Below are 20,063 nucleotides of genomic sequence, written 5' to 3'. Positions count from 1 at the left end.
GGGGGCTGGGCGCGCAGTTCCCCGCGCCCCTAGGGGGTTGCCCTCAGGAACTCCTGGAGGATCCGTTCTCCCGCCAGGACTCCTCGCTCGGGTAGGGCCGTGACGTTGGGGGCTGTCCAGGACTCGTCCGCCAACTCTCCGTGGCCCGGGCGCCAGGCCTTGTCTGCTGCCAGCAGGAGGTCGGCGTCCAGTAGGGAGTCGCCGGCCGCGAGGGTCAGTTCGGCCCCGGTGCGGTGGGCCACCTCTCGCATCGCCGCGCTCTTGGTGAGGGGCTTGGGGACGGCGTAGATCTTGCGGCCCTGGAGCGAGACCGTCCAGCCGCGGTTCTCCGCCCAGACCGCGAGTTCCTTCACCCACTCCTCGGGGAGCAGTTCGCGTTCGACGACGAGGTAGGCGAAGAGGTCCTCGGCGATGCGGTGCTTGCGGACCCAGGCCGGGTCGGCGGTGTCGGCGAGGTACTGCCGGACCTCCTCCAGCGGGGCGCACTCGGCGGCCAGCTTTGCCTGTACCCGTGCGTGCCAGTCCTCGTCGGTGACGCCGTCCACCAGGAGGTGGCCGCCGTTGGCGCAGATCGCGAACTCCGGTTCCGGGCCGGGCAGGTTGATGCGCTGGTACTGCTTGCGGGTGCGGGTGGTGGTCGGCACGAAGACGGCCGCGGCACCGAGTCCGCCGAGTTCGGTGAGCAGTTCGGCCGACGTCTCCGTCATGAAGGACAGCGGCTTGCTCTCGTGCACCTCGACGCAGAGCAGCCGGGGCGCCTGCGCGTCCGGCATGGTCAGGGCGAGGGCGGCCGAGGAGTAGATGAGCGTACGGTCGAGGTCGCTCGCGACGAGTACCGGCATCAGACCGCCACCGCCTTGCCGTCGGCACCGGTCGCACCGCGCGTGTACTTGGGGTGGATCAACCCCACGCAGGTGTACGGCAGTTCGGCCACCTCCTCGACGGGCACGCCCCGCTGCTCGGCGAGCAGTCTGACGTGGTCCAGGTCGGCACCCGCACCGGCCCGCGCGAGGATCTTCCAGGGCACCCGGCGCAGCAGCACCCGGGTGGTCTCGCCGACGCCGGGCTTGACGAGGTTCACGTCGTGGATGCCGTACTCCTCGCTGATCCGTTCAACTGCCGCCCAGCCCTCCCACGTTGGGGTGCGGTCGGCGGCCAGCAGTTCCTTGGCGAGGACGGTCACCGCGTCGGACACCTCCGGGAAGCGGGCGGCCACGGCGTCCAGGAAGTCCACCGAGACGTCCGCGCCGGCGAGTTCGCGGTAGAACTTGGCGCCGTGGAAGTCGTGCGGGCCGACCAGGTCCGAGCGGAGCACCGTACGCGAAATCAGGCCCGACACGGTCGAGTTGAGGCAGGCGGAGGGGATGAGGAAGTCCTCGCGCGTGCCGTACGTCTGCACGCAGGAACCGGGGTCGGCGAGCACCGCGATCTCCGGGTCGAAGCCGGTGATGCCGTCGGACTCCTCGAACTCCCGGATCGCTTCGGTGAGTTCGCGGGTGATGGCGCCCTTGCCGGTCCAGCCGTCGACGAACACGACGTCGGCGGGGTCGTGGTGGGCGGCGAGCCAGCGGAGCGCGTTGGCGTCGATGCCTCGGCCGCGCACGATCGACACGGCGTAGTGCGGGAGGTCGAGACCGTGGCGGTGCTGGGCCCAGCGGCGCATCAGGACGCCTACGGGGGTACCGGCGCGGGCGAGGGAGACGAGCACGGGGTGCGGGGAGCGTTCGGCGAGGACGAGTTCGGTGACGGCGCCCACCGCCAGGGCGAGCCTGCCCGCCGCCTCGTCCAGGGCGGTGTGGAACAGCTCCTGGTACTGCTCGCTCGGCTGGTACTCCACCGGGAGCGACTCCGCGTAGTGGGCTCCGCCGCTCTGGATGGCCTCCTCGCGCTCCTCGGTCGGCGCCTCCAGCGTCACGTCCGAGAGGTCCTGGAGCAGCCAGCCGACCTCTTCCGGCGCGTACGAGGAGAAGGCGGGGCCGCGGAGGGGGTCGGGGAGCATGGGGGGCCTTTCGGGGACGTACGAGGGGATCACCGCGAGGACCACGTGCGGGGTGTGTTCGGCGAGCCTCGCCAACAGGCCGTCCGGGGCGTGGAGTTCGGGGGTGTCTGCGGTGTCGTCGATCACGGCGACGACTGCGTCGAAACCGGCGCCGGCGATGTTGTAGGCGTAGCGGTCGCCCGGGCCGTCCGCGGGGGTGTCGTGGGCCGGGAAGGTGAGGCGGGTGCGGATCGCGTAGCCGGGGTCGTCCACCGCGAGTACCGGTGAGCGGGTGGTGGTGGAGTAGGTGACTCCGGCGTCTACGACCTGTTCCAGCTCGCGGGCCAGGCGGAGGGGGGCGTACATCAGCTCTTCGAAGCCGAGGATGTGTACGCGGTGGGCGTCTTCCGGGAGTGCGTCTGCGAGGCGGGCGGCCATGGCGGGGAGGGCCCGGTCGAGACGTATTCGGTGATGCGGGGTGAAGCCGTGTCTTCCGCCGTCCGGGAGGTTTCTGGGCCAGCGGAGTTCGACCTGGGTGATCCGGTTGTCGATCGGGTGCGGGCCGGTGGGGGCCGGTCGCGCAGTTCCCCGCGCCCCTGGGGGATCAGCGTCCAGGTCGGCTTTCAGGGGCGCGGGGAACTGCGCGGCCAGCCCGGACGGCGCTGCAGACGACGAACCACCTGCCCCGGCACCCCCGAACTCGTCTTCGGCTTTCAGGGGCGCGGGGAACTGCGCGGCCAGCCCGGACGGCGCTGCAGACGACGAAACACCTGCCCCGGCACCCCCGAACTCGTCTTCGGCTTTCAGGGGCGCGGGGAACTGCGCGGCCAGCCCGGACGGCGCTGCAGGCGACCGACTACCTGCCTCGTACCTCGCCACCAGTTCCTGGCCCTTCTCGAGGACCCCGTCCGGCAGGCTCACCGTCCCCGATGCCGCTGCCACCAGGTCGACCCTCGCGCCTATCTCCCGCGCGAACTCCTCCAGACGGCCCGCGTCCGACGCCGAGCGCATGTCCACCAGGGCGACGACCACGTACCGGTGCCGCGGATAGCGCTCGTGCAGGTCGCGGATCGTGTTCAGGACCGTGTTGCCCGTCGAGAACTCGTCGTCCACCAGGACCAACGGGCCCTCGCCCGAGAGGAGTTCGGGGTTCTCGGGGAGGAGGAGATGGGACGTCGCGTGGGAGTGGGACTCCTCGAAGCCGCCTGCCGTGGCGACGCCGGCGACAGGGCGGCGGGTGGAGTGGAGGTAGGGCGCGAGGGCGATGCCGTCCGCCACCGCGTGGCCCAGGCCCGTCGCCGTCTCCGCGTAGCCGAGGACCACCGCCCGGGCGGATTCCTCGGCGCCTAGGAGTTCGCGTACCCGGCGGCCCAGGGTGAAGCCGTAGCCGTAGACGATCGACGGGGACTGCGGGACGTGCTTGCCGAGTACGTTCGACACGAGGAGGTGGGCCCGCTTGGGGTTGCGGCGGAGTGCCAGGCCCAGGAGGTCGGTCAGCTCGGGATCGCCGAGCAGTTCGACACCGAGCCGCTCCGCGACCCAACTGCCCGACCAGACCCCGTCGTTCACTGCCTTGTTCATACGTCCCTTGCGATTCAGCCGGGGATTCCGGCGGCGAGCAGCTCCACGAAGCCGACGTCCTCGCGTGCGACCCCGAAGATCTCGGCGCGCAGCATCGTCCGCTCGGCCCAGGCGCGGTGCGGCTTCACCTCGTTCATCTTGTTCGTGTACGCCGAGCGCAGCACGCCCCCGCCGCCCCGCTCCGGCCGCAGGATGTCCTGCGCGTCGCAGAACTCCTCGTGGCTGACCACGGACAGCGCGTGCACGGGCAGCACGTGGGTGGGGTGGATGCAGGTCTTGCCCAGCAGCCCGTTGGCCTGGTCGAGGGCGATCTCGCGCAGCAGGCCGTCCATGGCGTGCTCGATCAGTGCCTCGCGCAGTTCCTCCGCCTGGCCCTCCAGGAAGGGGCTGCGGCGCAGCTGCGGCTTGAACATGCGCTCCTGGACCCGGAAGTACTCCCACACCGGTCCGGTCACCGTGAAGCCGGTGCCGTCGGCGCGGCCCAGCATGTTCACCACGTCACCGATCACGTTGGCGACGATCTGGACGTCGTAGGCCGTCATGTCGGAGGCGCGGCGCAGGCCGTAGGAGGAGCAGAAGTCCGTCACGCCGAGGCGCAGGGCGAGGACGCGGTCGCGGTACTTGTCGACCGCGCGGGAGATGCCCTCCAGGGTCTCGACGCGCGACTCGCGGTACAGCAGCTCGGGCGACTCCAGGACCGGCATGCCGAACAGCCGGTGGCCGCTCGCCGCCTCCGCGGCGGCCAGCGCCTCCAGGAAGGGGGTGCCGCTCTCCTCGGTGAACTTCGGCATCACGAAGCCGGAGAGCAGTTCTACGGCCGGGCCCATGCGGCGGACGAGATCGGGGATCTGCTCGGGCACGCGGACCCGGATGAACAGCAGCGGGAGCTCGGTGTCCGGGCGGGCGGCCAGCTCGGTGAACTGCTGGACCAGGTTCTCCTCGGCGGCCGGTACGTCCTCGTCGCCGATCGAGTCCTCCAGGCACAGCACCATCGACACCACGCCGCGGCCCGCCAGCTTGACGATGTCGTCGGCGAGGTGGGGCCGGGTGGCCGGGCTGTAGAGCGTGGCGCCCAGGGCCGCGGCGAGCAGCCGGGCCGGGGAGTCCGCGTCGAACTCGCACGGCTCCTGGAAGAAGAGACGCTGCCGTACCTCAGGGGCAATGTGCCCGAAATGACGCATAAAGCTCCCCCGTGGTGCCGTTGTGGTTCGTGATTGTTTTCGATAGGTGGCCGGTAATAGTACGTACAAACCCATGTCGAGGGTTCCCACCGGGCATGAACTTCAGGTAACTCGGCCGTGTCGGTGTCCGAACCCCCACGTTGTCGTGACCAGGACCGAGAGGGCAGGATGACCGCATGACGCACGCGATGCTGAAGGGGTCGAACGTCCCGCTGGAAGCCACCACGGTACGTGCCGTGCTGCGCTGGACTCCCGGGCAGGGGGTCCCGGACGTGGATGCCTCCGCGCTGCTCCTCGGCCCCGCCGGTCAGGTGCGTTCCGACGAGGACTTCGTCTTCTACAACCAGCCCCGGCACCCCTCCGGGAAGGTCTGGTGGCTCGGCAAGAAGCGTGTCGCGGAGGGTCCCACCGACACGATCCAGACAGATCTCGCCGGTGTCGAGTCCGAAGTCAGCCGGATTCTGGTGGTCGCTTCGGCGGAGGACAACACCTTCGACCGCGTACAGGGGCTGCGCATCCTGCTGTACGACGCGGGTGTCGCCGAGGGTGAGCCGCTGCTGTATTTCGACATCAAGCCGGAGACCGGCGAGGAGACCGCGCTGATCTGCGGGGAGTTGTACCGGCGGGGTGACGGGTGGAAGTTCCGGGCGCTGGGTGAGGGGTACGCCAACGGGTTGCGTGGGCTGGCGATGGACTTCGGGATCACGGTGGACGAGTCGGAGGGGGTCGCTGCGGGGGCCGTTCCGGAGGTTTCGCAGCCGTTGCCTCCGGCGGTTCCCGTGCAGTCCGGGTACGGGTACCCCCCGGCTGAGGAGCCCGTGACTCAGCCGGCGTACGGGTATCCGCAGACGGCGCCGGCGGGGACGTATGGGTATCCGCAGCCGGTGCCTTCGGCGATGGCACCGGATCCTGACTTCCGGATGCCGCCGCAGGGGCCGCAGTTCATCTGAGGGTGAGTGCGGTCGCTTTTTGGCTGCCGGCCGGTGGGGGCTGGGCGCGCAGTTCCCCGCGCCCCTTTGGGACGCTGCCCCTGAAGGGTGACTAGCGCTCGACCTTTGTTTTGTAGCCTCGGCCCCACTGCAGGCCCCAGCCGTACAAGCGGTCCAGTTCTGCCTGGAAGCCGTAGACGAACTTGACCTCGCGGCGGACGACCAACTCACCCTTGACGTTCTCGATCATCACTACCGCGCAGGAACGCGCCTGGGGGTGGCGTTCGTCGAGGCCTATTTCGATGCGGGGGCCGTTGCTGGGGTAGAGGGTGACGATGGCGTGGGTGCGGTCGAAGGCGGGGGTCTGGTCGTAGATGTAGACGAAGACCAGGAGACGCTTGATCTGGTCGCGGTGGTCGAGGTTGACGTACATCGTCTCGCCGGACGCGGAGCCGAAGCGGTCGTCGCCGCTGAGCTTCACGTACGGGGGTGAGTTGACGTCTCCCAAGAGGCCGCCGAGGGGTTGCACTACGCCCTTGGTGCCGTCCATCAGCTCGTAGAGGCAGCCCAGGTCGAGGTCGACGTTGACCATGCTCTGGCTGTGGCCCATGACCTCGGGGGGCTTGAGGGCCTTGAAGGGGTGGCGCAGGAGGCTGTCGCGCTGGAGGCCGCCTATGTCGGAGGTCCGCATCCGCCAGGTGAGGTTGACGCGGAGGTTGCCGGTGGCCGCGCCCTGCTTGGTGAGCGAGACCTGGTGGTGCCGCTTGGTCAGTTCGATCGCGTTGCTGGCCGCGCTGCCCGAGTCGAAGTCGGCCTCGCGCCGCCAGATTCCGTCGAAGAAGCCCATTCCCGCCCCCACGTTCGCATCCACACTGCGTATGACAAAGCCGTCGGGGCGGCCTGACAGAGGACATGTCCTCGACGGCCGCCCCGAACAGAAGCGTTCCCTTACCAGGGAGCTTGTCACACCCCGGACGGGACCTCAGTCTTCTCGTCCGAGCCTGCTTTTCCCTCGGCTTCCGCGAGGGCCTTGTTCCTGCGGACCGAGGACCAGAAGGACCAGCCGATCAGGACCACGCCGACCAGGCCGGTGATGACCTCGTTGATCTGGTACTGGATGGTGACCATCAGGATCACGGCCAGGGCGCCGATCGCGTAGTGCGCGCCGTGCTCCAGGTAGACGTAGTCGTCGAGCGTGCCCTGGCGGACCAGGTAGACCGTCAGCGAGCGGACGTACATCGCGCCGATGCCCAGGCCGAGGGCCATGAGGACGATGTCGTTGGTGATGGCGAACGCGCCGATCACGCCGTCGAAGGAGAAGGACGCGTCCAGGACTTCCAGGTACAGGAACATGAAGAAGGCTGCCTGGCCGGCGAGGACGACCGCCGAGCGCTGCTTGCCGGTGCGCGCGGCCTCTTCCTCCTCCTCGTGCTCCCGCTCCTCCTCTTCCTCGAGCTTGTCCTCGAAGTAGCCGGAGAGTCCGCCGACGATCATGTACGTGATCAGGCCGGAGATACCGGCGATCAGGACCGTCTGCGCCTTGTCGGCGTGGGCGCCGCCGTGCTGGTGGGCGTGGGCCGCGAAGGTGAACGAGGTGATCAGCAGGACGATCAGCGCGATGCAGACCGACAGCATGTCGACCTTGCCGAGCTTGGCGAGCGGGCGCTCGATCCAGCGCAGCCACTGGATGTCCCGGTCCTCGAAGATGAAGTCGAGGAAGATCATCAGCAGGAACATGCCGCCGAAGGCCGCGATCGCCGGGTGGGCGTCGGTGACCAGCTGCTGGTAGTGGTCCTTGTTGTTGAGCGCGAGGTCGACCGCGTCGATCGGGCCGATCTTGGCGGTGACCGCGACGATGACGACGGGGAACACCAGCCGCATGCCGAAGACGGCGATCAGGACACCGATGGTGAGGAAGATCTTCTGCCAGAAGGCGGACATCTTCTTCAGGATCCCGGCGTTGACCACCGCGTTGTCGAAGGACAGCGAGATCTCCAGGACGGCCAGGATCGCCACGATGCCGAAGGCTTCCCACCCCCCGTAGAACGCCGCTGCGACAAGGCCGAGCGCGGTGACCGCGAACGACCAGCCGAAGGTTTTCAGAAGCACTGGCTACCCAATCGTGTGTTGGGGGTTCCCCCAGACGGAGTCTGGGGGAGGGTCTTCCCCCGCGCCGCACTCGGCTTTACTTAAAATTTGACGTCGAGCACTGAGTCTAGAGGGAGACTCCGCCGACCGGGACAGCCGGTGTGGATAACGCCTTTACGAGACGTTGACCCCGAAGTCCAGGGCGATGCCCCGCAGTCCCGACGCATACCCCTGGCCGACCGCCCTGAACTTCCACTCGCCCTGGTAGCGGTAGAGCTCGCCGAAGATCATGGCCGTTTCGGTGGAGGCGTCCTCGGAGAGGTCGTAGCGGGCCAGCTCCTGGCCGTCGGCCTGGTTGACGACGCGGATGAAGGCGTTGCTGACCTGGCCGAAGGTCTGGCCGCGGTTGTCGGCGTCGTGGATGGAGACCGGGAAGACGATCTTGTCGACGTTGGCCGGCACCTTGGCGAGGTCGACCAGGATCGACTCGTCGTCACCCTCGCCCTCACCGGTGAGGTTGTCGCCGGTGTGTTCCACCGAACCGTCCGGGCTCGTGAGCTGGTTGTAGAAGATGAACCACTCGTCGCCCAGCACCCGGCCGCCGTTGCACAGCAGCGCGCTGGCGTCGAGGTCGAAGTCGGCTCCGGTGGTGGAGCGTGCGTCCCAGCCGAGGCCGATCAGGACGTTCGTGAGGTTCGGTGCGGCCTTGGACAGGGAGACATTGCCCCCCTTGGCGAGCGTGACGCCCATAGTGCTGGTCCTCCCCGAGGTGATGCTTCTTTGGTTGTCCTGCGCTCCCCCAGAGGGGGACCCCCGGGCGCCGCACGCGAACCGTGCGGCGCCCGGGCGGTGAAGCCTCCGTACGTCAGGCGCCCATGCGTCGGACGCCCGTACGGCAGACGCCCGGACGTCAGACGTTGACGCCGAAGTCCTGGGCGATGCCGCGCAGGCCCGAGGCGTAGCCCTGGCCGATGGCGCGGAACTTCCACTCCGCACCGTTGCGGTAGAGCTCGCCGAAGACCATCGCGGTCTCGGTCGAGGCGTCCTCGGAGAGGTCGTAGCGGGCGATCTCGGCGCCGCCGGCCTGGTTCACCACGCGGATGAACGCGTTGCGGACCTGGCCGAAGGACTGCTGGCGGTTCTCGGCGTCGTAGATCGAGACCGGGAAGGTGATCTTGTCGACGTCGGCCGGGACCGCCGCGAGGTTCACCTTGATCGCCTCGTCGTCGCCCTCGCCCTCACCGGTGGTGTTGTCACCGGTGTGCTCGACGGAACCGTCGGGGCTCTTGAGGTTGTTGAAGAAGACGAAGTTCGCGTCACTGGCGACCTTGCCCGCGCTGTTCAGCAGGAGTGCGCTGGCGTCGAGGTCGAAGTCGGTGCCGGTGGTGGTGCGGACGTCCCACCCCAGACCGACGATGACCGCGGTCAGGCCCGGGGCCTCCTTGGTCAGTGATACGTTGCCGCCCTTGCTGAGGCTGACTCCCACGAGTCCTCCATTGGTGTCCAGGGGCGGGGATGCCCCGTAGTGCGTCGGTATCGGATCAACGTCTCGATCCTAGTGACGGGTTCCCGACCCTCGCAGGCTCTGGAACCTAACAATCACAGGCTGTCGAGCGCCTTCACGTACTCGTTGAGGTCCCGCGCGTCCGGCAGGCCGTTCACGACCGTCCAGCGCACGACGCCCTCCTTGTCGATGACGAAGGTCCCGCGCACGGCGCAGCCCTTGTCCTCGTCGAAGACGCCGTAGGCACGCGAAGTGTTGCCGTGCGGCCAGAAGTCGGAGAGCAGCGGGTACTCCAGGCCCTCCTGCTCGGCGAAGACGCGCAGGGTGTGGATGGAGTCGTTCGAGACCGCGAGGAGCTGGGTGTCGCGGTCGGTGAACTGCGGGAGGTTGTCACGCAGGGAGCACAGCTCGCCGGTGCAGACGCCGGTGAAGGCGAAGGGGTAGAAGAGCAGCACCACGTTCTTCTCGCCCCGGAAGTCGGACAGCTTCACGGTGGCGCCGTGGTTGTCCTTGAGCTCGAAATCGGGGGCCTTGTCGCCGACCTGGATCGCCATGTCGTCCTGCATCCCTTCGGTGGGGCTGTTCGGGTGAGTCCACCCTGCGACCACCCTACGCAGCGATCACCGCATGCGGACGGACGGGCTGGCATGGCCAGCCCGTCCGGGATTCAACGATCGAGGTACCTCCGGCGACTACCTCTTGGACTTGGCTGCCTTGGGCGTCACCAGCCGGCTGCCACTCCAGTCCTTGCCCACGCTGACGCTCTTGGCCGCGGAAAGGCCCGCGGTCGTGGCGGCTTCCGAGATGTCGCTGGGCTCGACGTAGCCGTCACGGCCGGTCTTCGGCGTCAGCAGCAGGATCGAGCCGCCCTCCTCGACGTACGAGATGGCGTCCACCAGCACGTCGGTCAGGTCGCCGTCCTCGTCGCGGAACCACAGCACCACGGCATCGGCGACGTCGTCGTAGTCCTCGTCCACCAGGTCGCTGCCGATGACTTCTTCAATGGCCTCGCGGAGTTCCTGGTCTACGTCGTCGTCGTAGCCGATCTCCTGGACCACCTGCTCGGGCTGGAACCCCAGCCTGACGGCAGGGTTCGTCCGCTCCTCCGCGTGGTCCGCGGTCGCGCTCACGGGTTGCCTCCTGATCATGTCTTGATGAATGTCCAGCCACGCGCGTGCGCGAAGCATTGGCCGTAGTCCACACGGACGGGCCGGATCGCGCAAGTACCCGGCGATTCGGAACGCCGAAACGGTGACGATCCTGGCCGTGTCGCCGCAACTCCAGGCACGCTATCGCGGCCGCCGGTGACGTACACCACAGCGTTCTGCCCGGTTTGCACGTTTGAGAACCCTCCGAGGGTACGCGACTCGAATGACTTTGCTAAACGAGTCACGGTTACCTCACGGTAGAGATGACGATTGCCGTCCTGCGGTAGACCATGGGGAACGGTGCGGAACCATGGAAATCCAGCGCCTATAAGCCTCAATAAGCCCCCATCAGGTCCCCATCAGCCTCAGACAGCCCCCTCACACAGCTCCCTCTGACAGGTAAGGAACAGCGTGGCTTCCGGATCCGATCGCAATCCGATCATCATTGGCGGCCTTCCGAGTCAGGTTCCTGACTTCGATCCCGAAGAGACCCAGGAGTGGCTCGACTCGCTCGACGCCGCCGTGGACCAGCGCGGCCGTGAGCGGGCCCGCTATCTGATGCTCCGGCTGATCGAGCGGGCCCGCGAGAAGCGCGTGGCCGTGCCCGAGATGCGCAGCACGGACTACGTCAACACGATCGCCACCAAGGACGAGCCGTTCTTCCCCGGCAACGAGGAGATCGAGCGCAAGATCCTGAACGCGACCCGCTGGAACGCCGCGGTGATGGTGTCGAGGGCCCAGCGTCCCGGCATCGGCGTCGGCGGCCACATCGCCACGTTCGCCTCCTCCGCCTCGCTCTACGACGTGGGCTTCAACCACTTCTTCCGGGGCAAGGACCAGGGCGACGGCGGCGACCAGATCTTCTTCCAGGGGCACGCCTCGCCGGGCATCTACGCCCGCGCGTTCCTCCTGGACCGGCTCAGCGAGCAGCAGCTGGACGCGTTCCGCCAGGAGAAGTCGAAGGCGCCGTACGGGCTGTCCTCGTACCCGCACCCGCGGTCGATGCCGGACTTCTGGGAGTTCCCGACCGTGTCGATGGGCCTCGGCCCGCTCGGCGCGATCTTCCAGGCGCGGATGAACCGCTACATGGAGGCGCGCGGGATCGCTGACACGTCGCGGTCGCACGTGTGGGCGTTCCTCGGCGACGGCGAGATGGACGAGCCGGAGTCGCTCGGCCAGCTGTCGATCGCGGCGCGCGAGGGCCTGGACAACCTGACCTTCGTCGTCAACTGCAACCTCCAGCGGCTCGACGGCCCGGTACGCGGCAACGGCAAGATCATCCAGGAGCTGGAGTCGCAGTTCCGGGGCGCCGGCTGGAACGTCATCAAGCTGGTCTGGGACCGCACCTGGGACCCACTGCTCGCCCAGGACCGCGACGGCGTGCTGGTCAACCAGCTCAACACCACGCCGGACGGCCAGTTCCAGACGTACGCCACGGAGACCGGCGCGTACATCCGCGAGCACTTCTTCGGGCACGACCACCGGCTGCGCGCGATGGTCGAGAACATGACCGACGACCAGATCCTGCACCTGGGGCGCGGCGGGCACGACCACCAGAAGGTGTACGCGGCCTTCGAGGCGGCCAAGCAGCACCAGGGCCAGCCGACCGTCGTTCTCGCCCAGACGGTCAAGGGCTGGACGCTGGGCCCCAACTTCGAGGGCCGCAACGCCACGCACCAGATGAAGAAGCTGACGGTCGCCGACCTCAAGGGCTTCCGCGACCGGCTGCACCTGCCGATCACCGACCAGGAGCTGGAGTCCGGCGCGCCGCCGTACTTCCACCCGGGCCGGAACTCGGAGGAGATCCAGTACATGCACGACCGGCGCAACGCGCTGGGCGGCTACGTCCCGACGCGTGTCGTCCGCTCGAAGCCGCTGGCGCTGCCCGAGGACAAGACGTACGCGAGTGTGAAGAAGGGTTCGGGCCAGCAGTCGATCGCCACCACCATGGCGTTCGTACGACTGCTCAAGGACCTCATGCGGGACAAGGAGATCGGCCGGCGGTTCGTGCTGATCGCGCCGGACGAGTACCGCACGTTCGGCATGGACTCGTTCTTCCCGAGCGCGAAGATCTACAACCCGCTGGGCCAGCAGTACGAGTCCGTGGACCGTGAACTCCTGCTCGCCTACAAGGAGTCGCCGACCGGCCAGATGCTGCACGACGGCATCTCGGAGGCGGGCTGCACGGCCTCGCTGATCGCGGCGGGTTCGGCGTACGCGACGCACGGCGAGCCGCTCATCCCGGTCTACGTCTTCTACTCGATGTTCGGTTTCCAGCGCACCGGTGACCAGTTCTGGCAGATGGCCGACCAGTTGGCGCGCGGTTTCGTACTGGGCGCGACCGCGGGTCGTACGACGCTGACCGGTGAGGGTCTGCAACACGCGGACGGGCACTCGCAGTTGCTGGCGTCGACCAACCCGGGGTGTGTCGCCTACGACCCGGCGTACTCGTACGAGATCGCGTACATCGTGCAGGACGGGCTGCGGCGGATGTACGGCTCGGACGCGGAACACCCGCACGGCGAGGACGTCTTCTACTACCTCACCGTCTACAACGAGCCGATCCAGCACCCGGCCGAGCCCGCGGACGTCGACGTGGAGGGCATCCTCAAGGGCGTCCACCGGATCAGTCAGGGCGCTTCGGGGACGGTTCCGGCGCAGATCATGGCGTCCGGGGTCGCGGTGCCGTGGGCGATCGAGGCGCAGCGGATCCTCGCCGAGGACTGGAACGTGCGGGCCGACGTCTGGTCCGCGACCTCCTGGAACGAGCTGCGGCGCGAGGCGGTCGAGGTCGAGCGGCACAATCTGCTGCATCCCGAGGAGGAGCAGCGGGTTCCTTATGTCACGCGGAAGTTGAGCGGGGCGGAGGGGCCGTTCGTGGCTGTTTCGGACTGGATGCGGTCGGTTCCCGACCAGATCTCGCGGTGGGTGCCCGGCACTTATCAGTCGTTGGGGGCTGATGGGTTCGGGTTCGCTGACACTCGGGGGGCGGCTCGGCGGTTCTTCCACATCGACGCGCAGTCGATCGTGGTGGCCGTGCTGACGGAGTTGGCCCGGGAGGGGAAGGTCGACCGGTCCGTGTTGAAGCAGGCGGTTGATCGGTACCAGTTGCTGGATGTTTCCTCGGCTGATCCTGGTGCGGCTGGAGGAGATGCGTAGTTTTTTGCCTGCGGGTGCGTGGGGGCTGGTCGCGCAGTTCCCCGCGCCCCTGAAGGGCGGCCCCTTCGGGGCGCCCACATTCTCGGGCGCCCGTCGGGGCGCTCCCCTCCACCTAACATGCCGTCATGAACGAACCATCGGCACAAGCCCGTTGGGAACAACGCACCCAACGGCCCCTGCTGGCGCTCGCGGTGGGGTTCGCCGTGGCCTATGCCGTGCCGATCGTGGACTCGACCGCCGGGCACCGGCTGACGACGGTGTGCACGGTGGTCGAGTGGGTGGTGTGGGGGGCGTTCGCCGCCGACTATCTGATGCGGCTGGCGATGTCCCGGAACCGCCGGCGGTTCGTGCGGACGCACTGGATGGACCTGTGCGCGGTCGTGCTGCCGATACTGCAGCCGCTACGGCTCCTGCGCATGGTGTCGACGCTGATACTCGTCGGGCGCCGGGCACGGATGGCCTCGCAGATCCAGCTCACGACGTACGTCGCCGGCGCGGTGATCGGCCTGCTGATGTTCGGTTCGCTGGCGGTCCTCTCGGTCGAACGCGACTCCCCCAACGGGAACATCCGGACGCTGGGTGACGCCGTGTGGTGGTCCTTCACCACGATGACGACGGTGGGCTACGGCGACCACGCCCCGACCACCGGCCTCGGCCGGATGATCGCCGTCGGCCTGATGCTCTCCGGGATCGCGCTGCTCGGTGTGGTCACCGCGAACATCGCCACGTGGTTCATCGCCCGCTTCGAGAAGGACGACGTGGAGGAACGCCGCCAGACCCTCGCGATCGAGGCGCTGACGGAGGAGGTGCGGGCGTTGCGGGAGGAGGTGGCGGCGTTGTCGGGGGTGGAGGTGGCGGCTGGCTCTGGGACAGGGGGGACGGCCGGCTCTGGGGCAGGAACGGCAGTCGACTCCGGGGCGGGGGTGATGGTCGGCTCTGAGACAGAGGTGGTGGCTGGCTCCGCAGGGGTGGCGGCCGGCTCCGGGGCGGGGGTGTTGGTCGGCTCTGAGACAGAGGTGGTGGCTGGCTCCGCGGGGGTGGTGGCCGGCTCCGGGGCGGGGGTGATGGTCGGCTCTGAGACAGAGGTGGTGGCTGGTTCCGCAGGGGTGGCGGCCGGCTCCGGGGCGGGGGTGATGGTCGGCTCTGAGACAGAGGTTGTGGCTGGCTCCGCGGGGGTGGTGGCCGGCTCCGGGGCAGAGGTGGCGGACCTGTCTGTGGCGTCGGAAGCGGATCCCTCCGGGTCGTCGGAAGCGGTGCCCTCCGGGGCGGGGCGGTAGTTCTCTCTGGGCGGGGCAGCGGTCTTCCGGGGCGGAGGCGGTGGTCCCGTCCGGGGCGGGGCAGCGGCTCTCCGGGGCGGAGGCGGTGGTCCCGTCCGGGGCGGGGCAGCGGCTCTCCGGGGCGGAGGCGGTGGTCCCGTCCGGGGCGGGGCAGCGGCTCTCCGGGGCGGAGGCGGTGGTCCCGTCCGGGGCGGGGCAGCGGCTCTCCGGGGCGGAGGCGGTGGTCCCGTCCGGGGCGGGGCAGCGGTCCTCCGGGGCGGAGGCGGTGGTCCCGTCCGGGGCGGGGCAGCGGTCCTCCGGGGCGGAGGCGGTGGTCCCGTCCGGGGCGGGGCAGCGGCTCTCCGGGACGGAGGCGGTGGGGTTCCGCTGGCGGCCGGGGACGAGTTGTCCCGTCAGCCGCGGTTCAGAAGGCGTCCGCTCAGGCGCGGCTCAGGGGAACGGACGCTCAGCCCTGGCCCAGAAGGTCCGCTCAACTCCGGTTCAGATCGACATCCGCTCAGCCGCGGCTCAGGGGAAGGCACGCTTGGCCTCGGCGCAGAAGAACGTCCACCCAGCCTCAGCCCAGAGCCCACGGCCGCTCAGCCGCGGCTCAAGGAAAGGCACGCTTGACCTCGGCTCGAGGGAACGGCCACCCGGCGCTGACCCAGACGAACGTCCGCTCGACCTTGGCTCAGAAGAAGCTCCACCTCGCCTCCGCCCGGAAGAAGATCCGCCCAGCCTCAGCCAGAGCGACATCCGCTCAGCCGTGGCCCAGGAGAAGGTCCCCTCGGCCTCGGCTCAGCAGAAGCTCCGGCTCGGCTCGGACGGGCATCCGCTCGGCTCGGACGGGCATCCACTTGGCTCGGACGGGCATCCGCTCAGAAGCAGATCCGCTCAGCCCGCGCTCAGAAGAACGTCCACATGACCACCGCCACCGTGTCGATCGCGCCCAGGATCAGGGCCACCAGGGCCATCGCTCGGCGGGAGCCCGTCCACCTGCGGCCCATGGCCAGCCAGCCGCAGACCACGGCGATCGGGCCGAGGAGGATTCCCAGGGTGAAGAAGCCCGCTATCGCGCAGACCAGGCCGATGATGCCGAGCGTCGCGCGGTCCGGCCCGCTCCCTGACCCCATGCGGCCACGCGAGCGGGGGTTCCTGCGCGTTCCGTTGCCGAAGCCCGTCATCGTCAACTCCCTGGGCGTCCGGGCCAGTTCGGCCGGTTCAGCGAATTTCGGTTACGACGACCGGATACCCGCGTACACGCAAAAAAAGCCTGCTTGCGCGCTGCCCCCCTCCGGCAGCGCGCCGCAGACCACCCCGTCCCCCCTGCCCTGCGGAGGACTTGACCCACTGTGACCTGCGGCGCGTGCCGAGTGCCAGGAATCTTTAGCGGAGTCATCCTGATAGGCGAACTCGGCCCGAATCAGGGTTAGGACCTGTTCGGCGGACCATGCCGCAGACGCGGGTCCGGCACACATATCCGCGGCATCGTCGTCACTCACCGGCGCCGGTCGAACCCCGCCGATTTCCTGCGATCCAATCCGCCGGACAGGCCCAGCAGGCCGTACAGGCCCTAGATGTGCGCCGCCCCCGCGCCCGCCTCCGCGTTCTCGCCGCGCTTGGTCAGGAGCGCGACGAACACCGCGACCACCGCTACGCCGGCCGCGACCAGGCAGGCCAGGCTCATGCCGGAGATGAACGTGTCGTGGGCGACCGTCGTGATCTTCGCGGCGATCGTCTCCGGGGTGTTCGGCGCGACCGGGGCCACGCCGACCTGGACCGCCTCGGCGGCCGCGTCGAGTTGGGGCTGGGTGAGCTTGGGCAGGCCCGCGTCCGTCCAGTTGCCGGCGAGGTCGCTGTCGACGCGGGAGGCCATCACGGCGCCGAGGACGGCCGTACCGAGGCTGCCGCCGATCTGCATCGCGGCCTGCTGGAGACCGCCGGCGACACCGGACAGCTCCATGGGCGCGTTGCCCACGATGACCTCGGTCGCGCCGACCATCACCGGGGCTAGGCCGAAGCCCAGCAGGGCGAACCAGATCGACATGACGCCGCTGCCGGTGTTCGAGGTGAGGGTGGACATGCCGTACATCGCGATCGCGGTCGCCGCCATGCCTCCCGCCAGCGGGATGCGCGGGCCGAGCTTGGTGATCGCCGCGCCGGCGAGCGGTGAGCCGACGATCATCATCCCGGTCAGCGGGAGGAGGTGGAGACCGGCGTCGATAGGGCTCATACCGTGCACGTTCTGCAGATAGAACGTCACGAAGAACAGGCCGCCCATGAAGGCGATCGCCATCAGGACCATGAGGACCACGCCCGCGGACAGCGGGACCGAGCGGAACAGGCCCAGGGGGATGAGGGGTTCCGCGACCTTCTGCTCCCAGAAGGCGAACAGGGCGAAGCCCAGTACCGACACGGCGAGGAACGTCCAGGTCGTGCCGGAGCCCCAGCCCCAGGTGGGCGCCTTGATGAGGGCCCAGACGAGGCAGAACATCGCGCCGGAGAGCAGCACGATGCCGAGGATGTCGAAGGAGCGCGGCGCGTTCTCGGCGCGGTGGTCCCGGAGGATCAGCAGGCCGAGGATCAGCGCGATGGCGCCGACCGGCACGTTGATGAAGAACACCGACTGCCAGTTGACGTGCTCGACGAGCACGCCGCCGAGGATCGGGCCGCCCGCGGTGGAGGCACCGATGACCATGCCCCACAGACCGATGGCCATGTTGAGCTTCTCGGCCGGGAAGGTGGCCCGCAGCAGACCGAGCGCGGCCGGCATCAGCAGCGCGCCGAACAGCCCCTGGAGCACGCGGAACGTGACGACGAACGCGATGCTGTGCGAGAGGCCGATCGCGCCGGACGCGAGGGCGAAGCCGCTCACGCCGATCAGGAAGGTCTGGCGGTGGCCGAAGCGGTCACCGAGCTTGCCGGCGGTGATGAGGGAGACCGCGAGGGCGAGGAAGTAGCCGTTGGTGATCCACTGGACGTCGGCGAAGCTGGCGCCGAGGTCCTTCTGGATGGCCGGGTTGGCGATGGCGACGATGGTGCCGTCGAGGGCCACCATCATGACGCCGACGGCGACGGTTATGAGGGTGAACCACGGATGGCCGCGCAGCCCCGTGGACGGCGTCGGGTCGGACGGGGTGGCTGGTGCCTTGTCCCCCGGCCCCGTCGCGCTGATGGTGGTCTGACTAGTCATACGCGCGAGGCTAATGTCAGCCACTGACAGTTGACAAACAGGTTCAGATGTCGGCGACTGTCAACAATCGCGAGGAGAACAGCATGGAGACGTTGCGCGAGCGCAAGAAGGCCCGTACGCGGGACGCGCTGCTGCACGCCGCGCTCGAACTGTTCACCACCAAGGGCTACGAGCGGACCACCGTCGACGAGATCGCCGAGACCGTCGACGTCTCGCAGCGCACCTTCTTCCGCTACTTCGCGAGCAAGGAGGAGGCCGCGTTCTTCGTGCCCCGGCTCACGGAGACGCACTTCATCACGGCCGTCCGCGCCCGCCCGCCGCACGAGGCCCCGCTGGAGGCACTGCGCCGGGCCGTCCTGGAGAGCTGGGACACCATCAACGAGGCGATCCAGCAGGTCGTACCGCTGGACCTGCACATGCGCACCTACCGCGTGATCGAGTCGACGCCCGCGCTGCTCGCCGCGCATCTGCGGCGCTCGCAGGAGCTGGAGGAGGAGCTGGCGCAGATCATCGCCCGGCGCGAGGGGCTCGACGTGGACACGGACCCCCGGCCGCGGCTGGTCGTGGCCGTGTTCGGCGGGGTGATGCGGGTGGTGGAGCGGATGTGGATCGCGGGTGACGACCTCAGCATCGAGGCGATGCGCGAGCTGACCGCCGACTACCTGGACGGGGTGGGACCTGCGCTCGCCGGGAACTGGCGCACGAGCCGTACGAGGTGAGTCGTACTGAGTTTCTCGTCACGCCCCACTGAAACGTGATCCCCATCACTCGGTTAACGCGAGACCCTCTCGTTCTCCTAGTGTGTCCTCCCAGTGACTTCCTTCGACTCCTCCCCCACGCTGAACGCCTGGCGCGCACTGGCCGCGCTGGCCGTGGTGTTCGTGATGCTGGCGACCACCGGCTGGACCGCGGTCCGCAGCCACCCCGGGAAAACGGCGCTCCAAACCTCCCTCTCCGCATGGGAGCACGGCCACATCAACGGGCGCGAGCTGCCCGACCCGGACGCCTCCCCGACCCGGCTGGCCCGGTTCTTCGCCTCGCTCACCGCGCAGCAGCGGACGCGCCTCGCGCACCGCTACCCGCTCGCGGTCGGCAACATGAACGGCGCCCCGGTCTCGCTGCGCTACCGCGCCAACCGCGTCGCCCTCGACCAGCAGCGCAAGGTCGAGAAGAAGCGCATGCACGACAACCGCCTCACGCCGCTGGGCCAGCAGGACGCGGGCCGCCTCATGCACCGCTTCGAGGCGCTGATGACCGAGGGCCGTCACATCCTGGCCTTCGACCCCGAGGGTTCGGGCCGGATCGCCGAGGTCTTCGGCGACCTGGACACCGCTCAGCGCGTCTCGGTCATCGTCCCCGGCGTAGACACCGACCTGCTCACGTTCCAGAAGACGAACAAGAACTACTCGGCACCGGTCGGCATGGCCCAGAACCTGTACGTGGCCGAGAACACGGCGAAGTCAGCGACGGACACGACCGGCACACGTACGGCGGTCATCGCCTGGGCCGACTACACCTCCCCCGGTGGCCTCGGCATCGACTCGGCCACCGCGGGACGCGCCGAGGCAGGCGCCGTACGGCTGAACGCGCTGGTGCAAGCGCTGCCCGGGACCTCGCAGGTCGCGCTGTTCTGCCACAGCTACGGCTCGGTGGTGTGCGGGGTCGCCGCGCACGAGCTGCCGGCGCGGGTGACCGACATCGCGGTGGCGGGCAGCCCCGGGATGCGCACCTCCAAGGCCTCCCACCTGCACACGCGGGCGCGGGTGTGGGCGATGCGGGACGCCGACGACTGGATCCAGGACGTGCCGTACATGGAGGTCGGCGGCCTCGGGCACGGCGAGGACCCGGTGTCGAACGCCTTCGGTGCGCGCGTGCTGTCGGCGAAGGACGCCGAGGGTCACACCGGTTACTTCGCGGCGGGCACCGACAGTCTCGCCAACTTCGCCGACATCGGGGTTGGCGCGTACCGCTCGGTGACGTGCGCGCACGAAGGTGACACCTGCCGAGAGGGTTTGTCCGGCGCCTCGGCGGCCGGACGCGCGTAGA

Annotated in this window: 15 protein-coding genes and 1 pseudogene; 5 read left to right on the top strand and 11 right to left on the bottom strand. The window is 68.9% G+C overall.

Annotated features, from left to right (window positions below):
* Positions 1 to 29 precede the first annotated feature (29 nt).
* Genes OG504_RS36450 through OG504_RS36440 form a run of 3 tightly spaced genes read right to left on the bottom strand, consistent with a single transcriptional unit; the run spans position 30 to position 4,740 of the window.
* Complete coding sequence (locus OG504_RS36450) at positions 30 to 842, bottom strand: HAD family hydrolase (RefSeq protein WP_405993598.1); 813 nt, start codon at positions 840 to 842, stop codon at positions 30 to 32.
* Positions 842 to 3,559 (bottom strand): phosphoribosyltransferase, encoded by a 2,718-nt coding sequence (locus OG504_RS36445; protein WP_405993597.1) that lies wholly within the window; start codon positions 3,557 to 3,559, stop codon positions 842 to 844. Before OG504_RS36445 ends, OG504_RS36450 begins: the two co-directional genes overlap by 1 nt.
* A 14-nt stretch (positions 3,560 to 3,573) precedes the next feature.
* Entirely contained in the window at positions 3,574 to 4,740 is a 1,167-nt protein-coding gene (locus OG504_RS36440) for an HpcH/HpaI aldolase/citrate lyase family protein (protein WP_390159196.1), read from the bottom strand.
* A gap of 176 nt (positions 4,741 to 4,916) precedes the next feature.
* Here OG504_RS36440 and OG504_RS36435 point away from each other — a divergent pair, with 176 nt between their 5' ends.
* The gene (locus OG504_RS36435) at positions 4,917 to 5,690 is read left to right on the top strand and encodes a TerD family protein (RefSeq protein ID WP_405993596.1); all 774 of its coding nucleotides are present in this window, start codon (positions 4,917 to 4,919) and stop codon (positions 5,688 to 5,690) included.
* A 91-nt stretch (positions 5,691 to 5,781) separates the two neighbouring features.
* On the opposite strand, the gene OG504_RS36430 is transcribed toward OG504_RS36435, so the two are convergent.
* From OG504_RS36430 to OG504_RS36405, 6 genes are all read right to left on the bottom strand, one after another.
* On the bottom strand, positions 5,782 to 6,516 hold the full coding sequence (locus OG504_RS36430; RefSeq protein WP_033286889.1) for a Tellurium resistance: 735 nt from the start codon (positions 6,514 to 6,516) through the stop codon (positions 5,782 to 5,784).
* 116 nt (positions 6,517 to 6,632) lie between these two features.
* Positions 6,633 to 7,778, bottom strand: coding sequence for a DUF475 domain-containing protein (locus OG504_RS36425; RefSeq protein WP_365300011.1), 1,146 nt, complete (start codon positions 7,776 to 7,778; stop codon positions 6,633 to 6,635).
* Positions 7,779 to 7,931: 153 nt separating this feature from the next.
* Positions 7,932 to 8,507: a TerD family protein gene (locus OG504_RS36420; RefSeq protein ID WP_033286888.1), complete on the bottom strand. Its 576-nt coding sequence runs from the start codon at positions 8,505 to 8,507 to the stop codon at positions 7,932 to 7,934.
* Between the two features lie 160 nt (positions 8,508 to 8,667).
* On the bottom strand, positions 8,668 to 9,243 hold the full coding sequence (locus OG504_RS36415; RefSeq protein ID WP_019060360.1) for a TerD family protein: 576 nt from the start codon (positions 9,241 to 9,243) through the stop codon (positions 8,668 to 8,670).
* A gap of 113 nt (positions 9,244 to 9,356) precedes the next feature.
* Positions 9,357 to 9,815, bottom strand: coding sequence for a peroxiredoxin (locus tag OG504_RS36410; protein ID WP_318016088.1), 459 nt, complete (start codon positions 9,813 to 9,815; stop codon positions 9,357 to 9,359).
* Positions 9,816 to 9,953: 138 nt separating this feature from the next.
* Complete coding sequence (locus OG504_RS36405) at positions 9,954 to 10,391, bottom strand: DUF3052 domain-containing protein (protein ID WP_019060358.1); 438 nt, start codon at positions 10,389 to 10,391, stop codon at positions 9,954 to 9,956.
* Between the two features lie 429 nt (positions 10,392 to 10,820).
* Here OG504_RS36405 and aceE point away from each other — a divergent pair, with 429 nt between their 5' ends.
* Positions 10,821 to 13,568 (top strand): pyruvate dehydrogenase (acetyl-transferring), homodimeric type, encoded by a 2,748-nt coding sequence (gene aceE, locus OG504_RS36400; RefSeq protein WP_405993595.1) that lies wholly within the window; start codon positions 10,821 to 10,823, stop codon positions 13,566 to 13,568.
* 125 nt (positions 13,569 to 13,693) lie between these two features.
* Positions 13,694 to 14,422 (top strand): annotated as a pseudogene (locus OG504_RS36395) (potassium channel family protein); the annotation flags it as partial.
* A gap of 1,307 nt (positions 14,423 to 15,729) precedes the next feature.
* On the opposite strand, the gene OG504_RS36390 reads toward OG504_RS36395, so the two are convergent.
* Together OG504_RS36390 and OG504_RS36385 are read right to left on the bottom strand one after the other, a co-directional pair.
* Positions 15,730 to 16,008: a small hydrophobic protein gene (locus tag OG504_RS36390; RefSeq protein WP_405993594.1), complete on the bottom strand. Its 279-nt coding sequence runs from the start codon at positions 16,006 to 16,008 to the stop codon at positions 15,730 to 15,732.
* Between the two features lie 389 nt (positions 16,009 to 16,397).
* Positions 16,398 to 18,017, bottom strand: coding sequence for an MFS transporter (locus OG504_RS36385; protein ID WP_405993593.1), 1,620 nt, complete (start codon positions 18,015 to 18,017; stop codon positions 16,398 to 16,400).
* 83 nt (positions 18,018 to 18,100) lie between these two features.
* Here OG504_RS36385 and OG504_RS36380 point away from each other — a divergent pair, with 83 nt between their 5' ends.
* Positions 18,101 to 18,736, top strand: a complete 636-nt coding sequence (locus OG504_RS36380; protein WP_405993592.1) for a TetR family transcriptional regulator — start codon at positions 18,101 to 18,103, stop codon at positions 18,734 to 18,736.
* A 93-nt stretch (positions 18,737 to 18,829) separates the two neighbouring features.
* Positions 18,830 to 20,062 (top strand): alpha/beta hydrolase, encoded by a 1,233-nt coding sequence (locus OG504_RS36375; RefSeq protein WP_405993591.1) that lies wholly within the window; start codon positions 18,830 to 18,832, stop codon positions 20,060 to 20,062.
* Position 20,063 lies beyond the last annotated feature (1 nt).

The organism is Streptomyces sp. NBC_00986 (genome assembly GCF_045162565.1).
GTDB lineage: Bacteria > Actinomycetota > Actinomycetes > Streptomycetales > Streptomycetaceae > Streptomyces.
This window is presented reverse-complemented; position numbering and strand designations above follow the sequence as displayed.

Bases quoted from the DNA above. Each gene is read 5' to 3' on its own strand.
- OG504_RS36450 (WP_405993598.1), bottom strand. From the start codon at position 842: ATGCCGGTACTCGTCGCGAGCGACCTCGACCGTACGCTCATCTACTCC.
- OG504_RS36445 (WP_405993597.1), bottom strand. From the start codon at position 3,559: ATGAACAAGGCAGTGAACGACGGGGTCTGGTCGGGCAGTTGGGTCGCG.
- OG504_RS36440 (WP_390159196.1), bottom strand. From the start codon at position 4,740: ATGCGTCATTTCGGGCACATTGCCCCTGAGGTACGGCAGCGTCTCTTC.
- OG504_RS36435 (WP_405993596.1), top strand. From the start codon at position 4,917: ATGACGCACGCGATGCTGAAGGGGTCGAACGTCCCGCTGGAAGCCACC.
- OG504_RS36430 (WP_033286889.1), bottom strand. From the start codon at position 6,516: ATGGGCTTCTTCGACGGAATCTGGCGGCGCGAGGCCGACTTCGACTCG.
- OG504_RS36420 (WP_033286888.1), bottom strand. From the start codon at position 8,507: ATGGGCGTCACGCTCGCCAAGGGGGGCAATGTCTCCCTGTCCAAGGCC.
- OG504_RS36410 (WP_318016088.1), bottom strand. From the start codon at position 9,815: ATGGCGATCCAGGTCGGCGACAAGGCCCCCGATTTCGAGCTCAAGGAC.
- OG504_RS36390 (WP_405993594.1), bottom strand. From the start codon at position 16,008: ATGACGGGCTTCGGCAACGGAACGCGCAGGAACCCCCGCTCGCGTGGC.
- OG504_RS36385 (WP_405993593.1), bottom strand. From the start codon at position 18,017: ATGACTAGTCAGACCACCATCAGCGCGACGGGGCCGGGGGACAAGGCA.
- OG504_RS36380 (WP_405993592.1), top strand. From the start codon at position 18,101: ATGGAGACGTTGCGCGAGCGCAAGAAGGCCCGTACGCGGGACGCGCTG.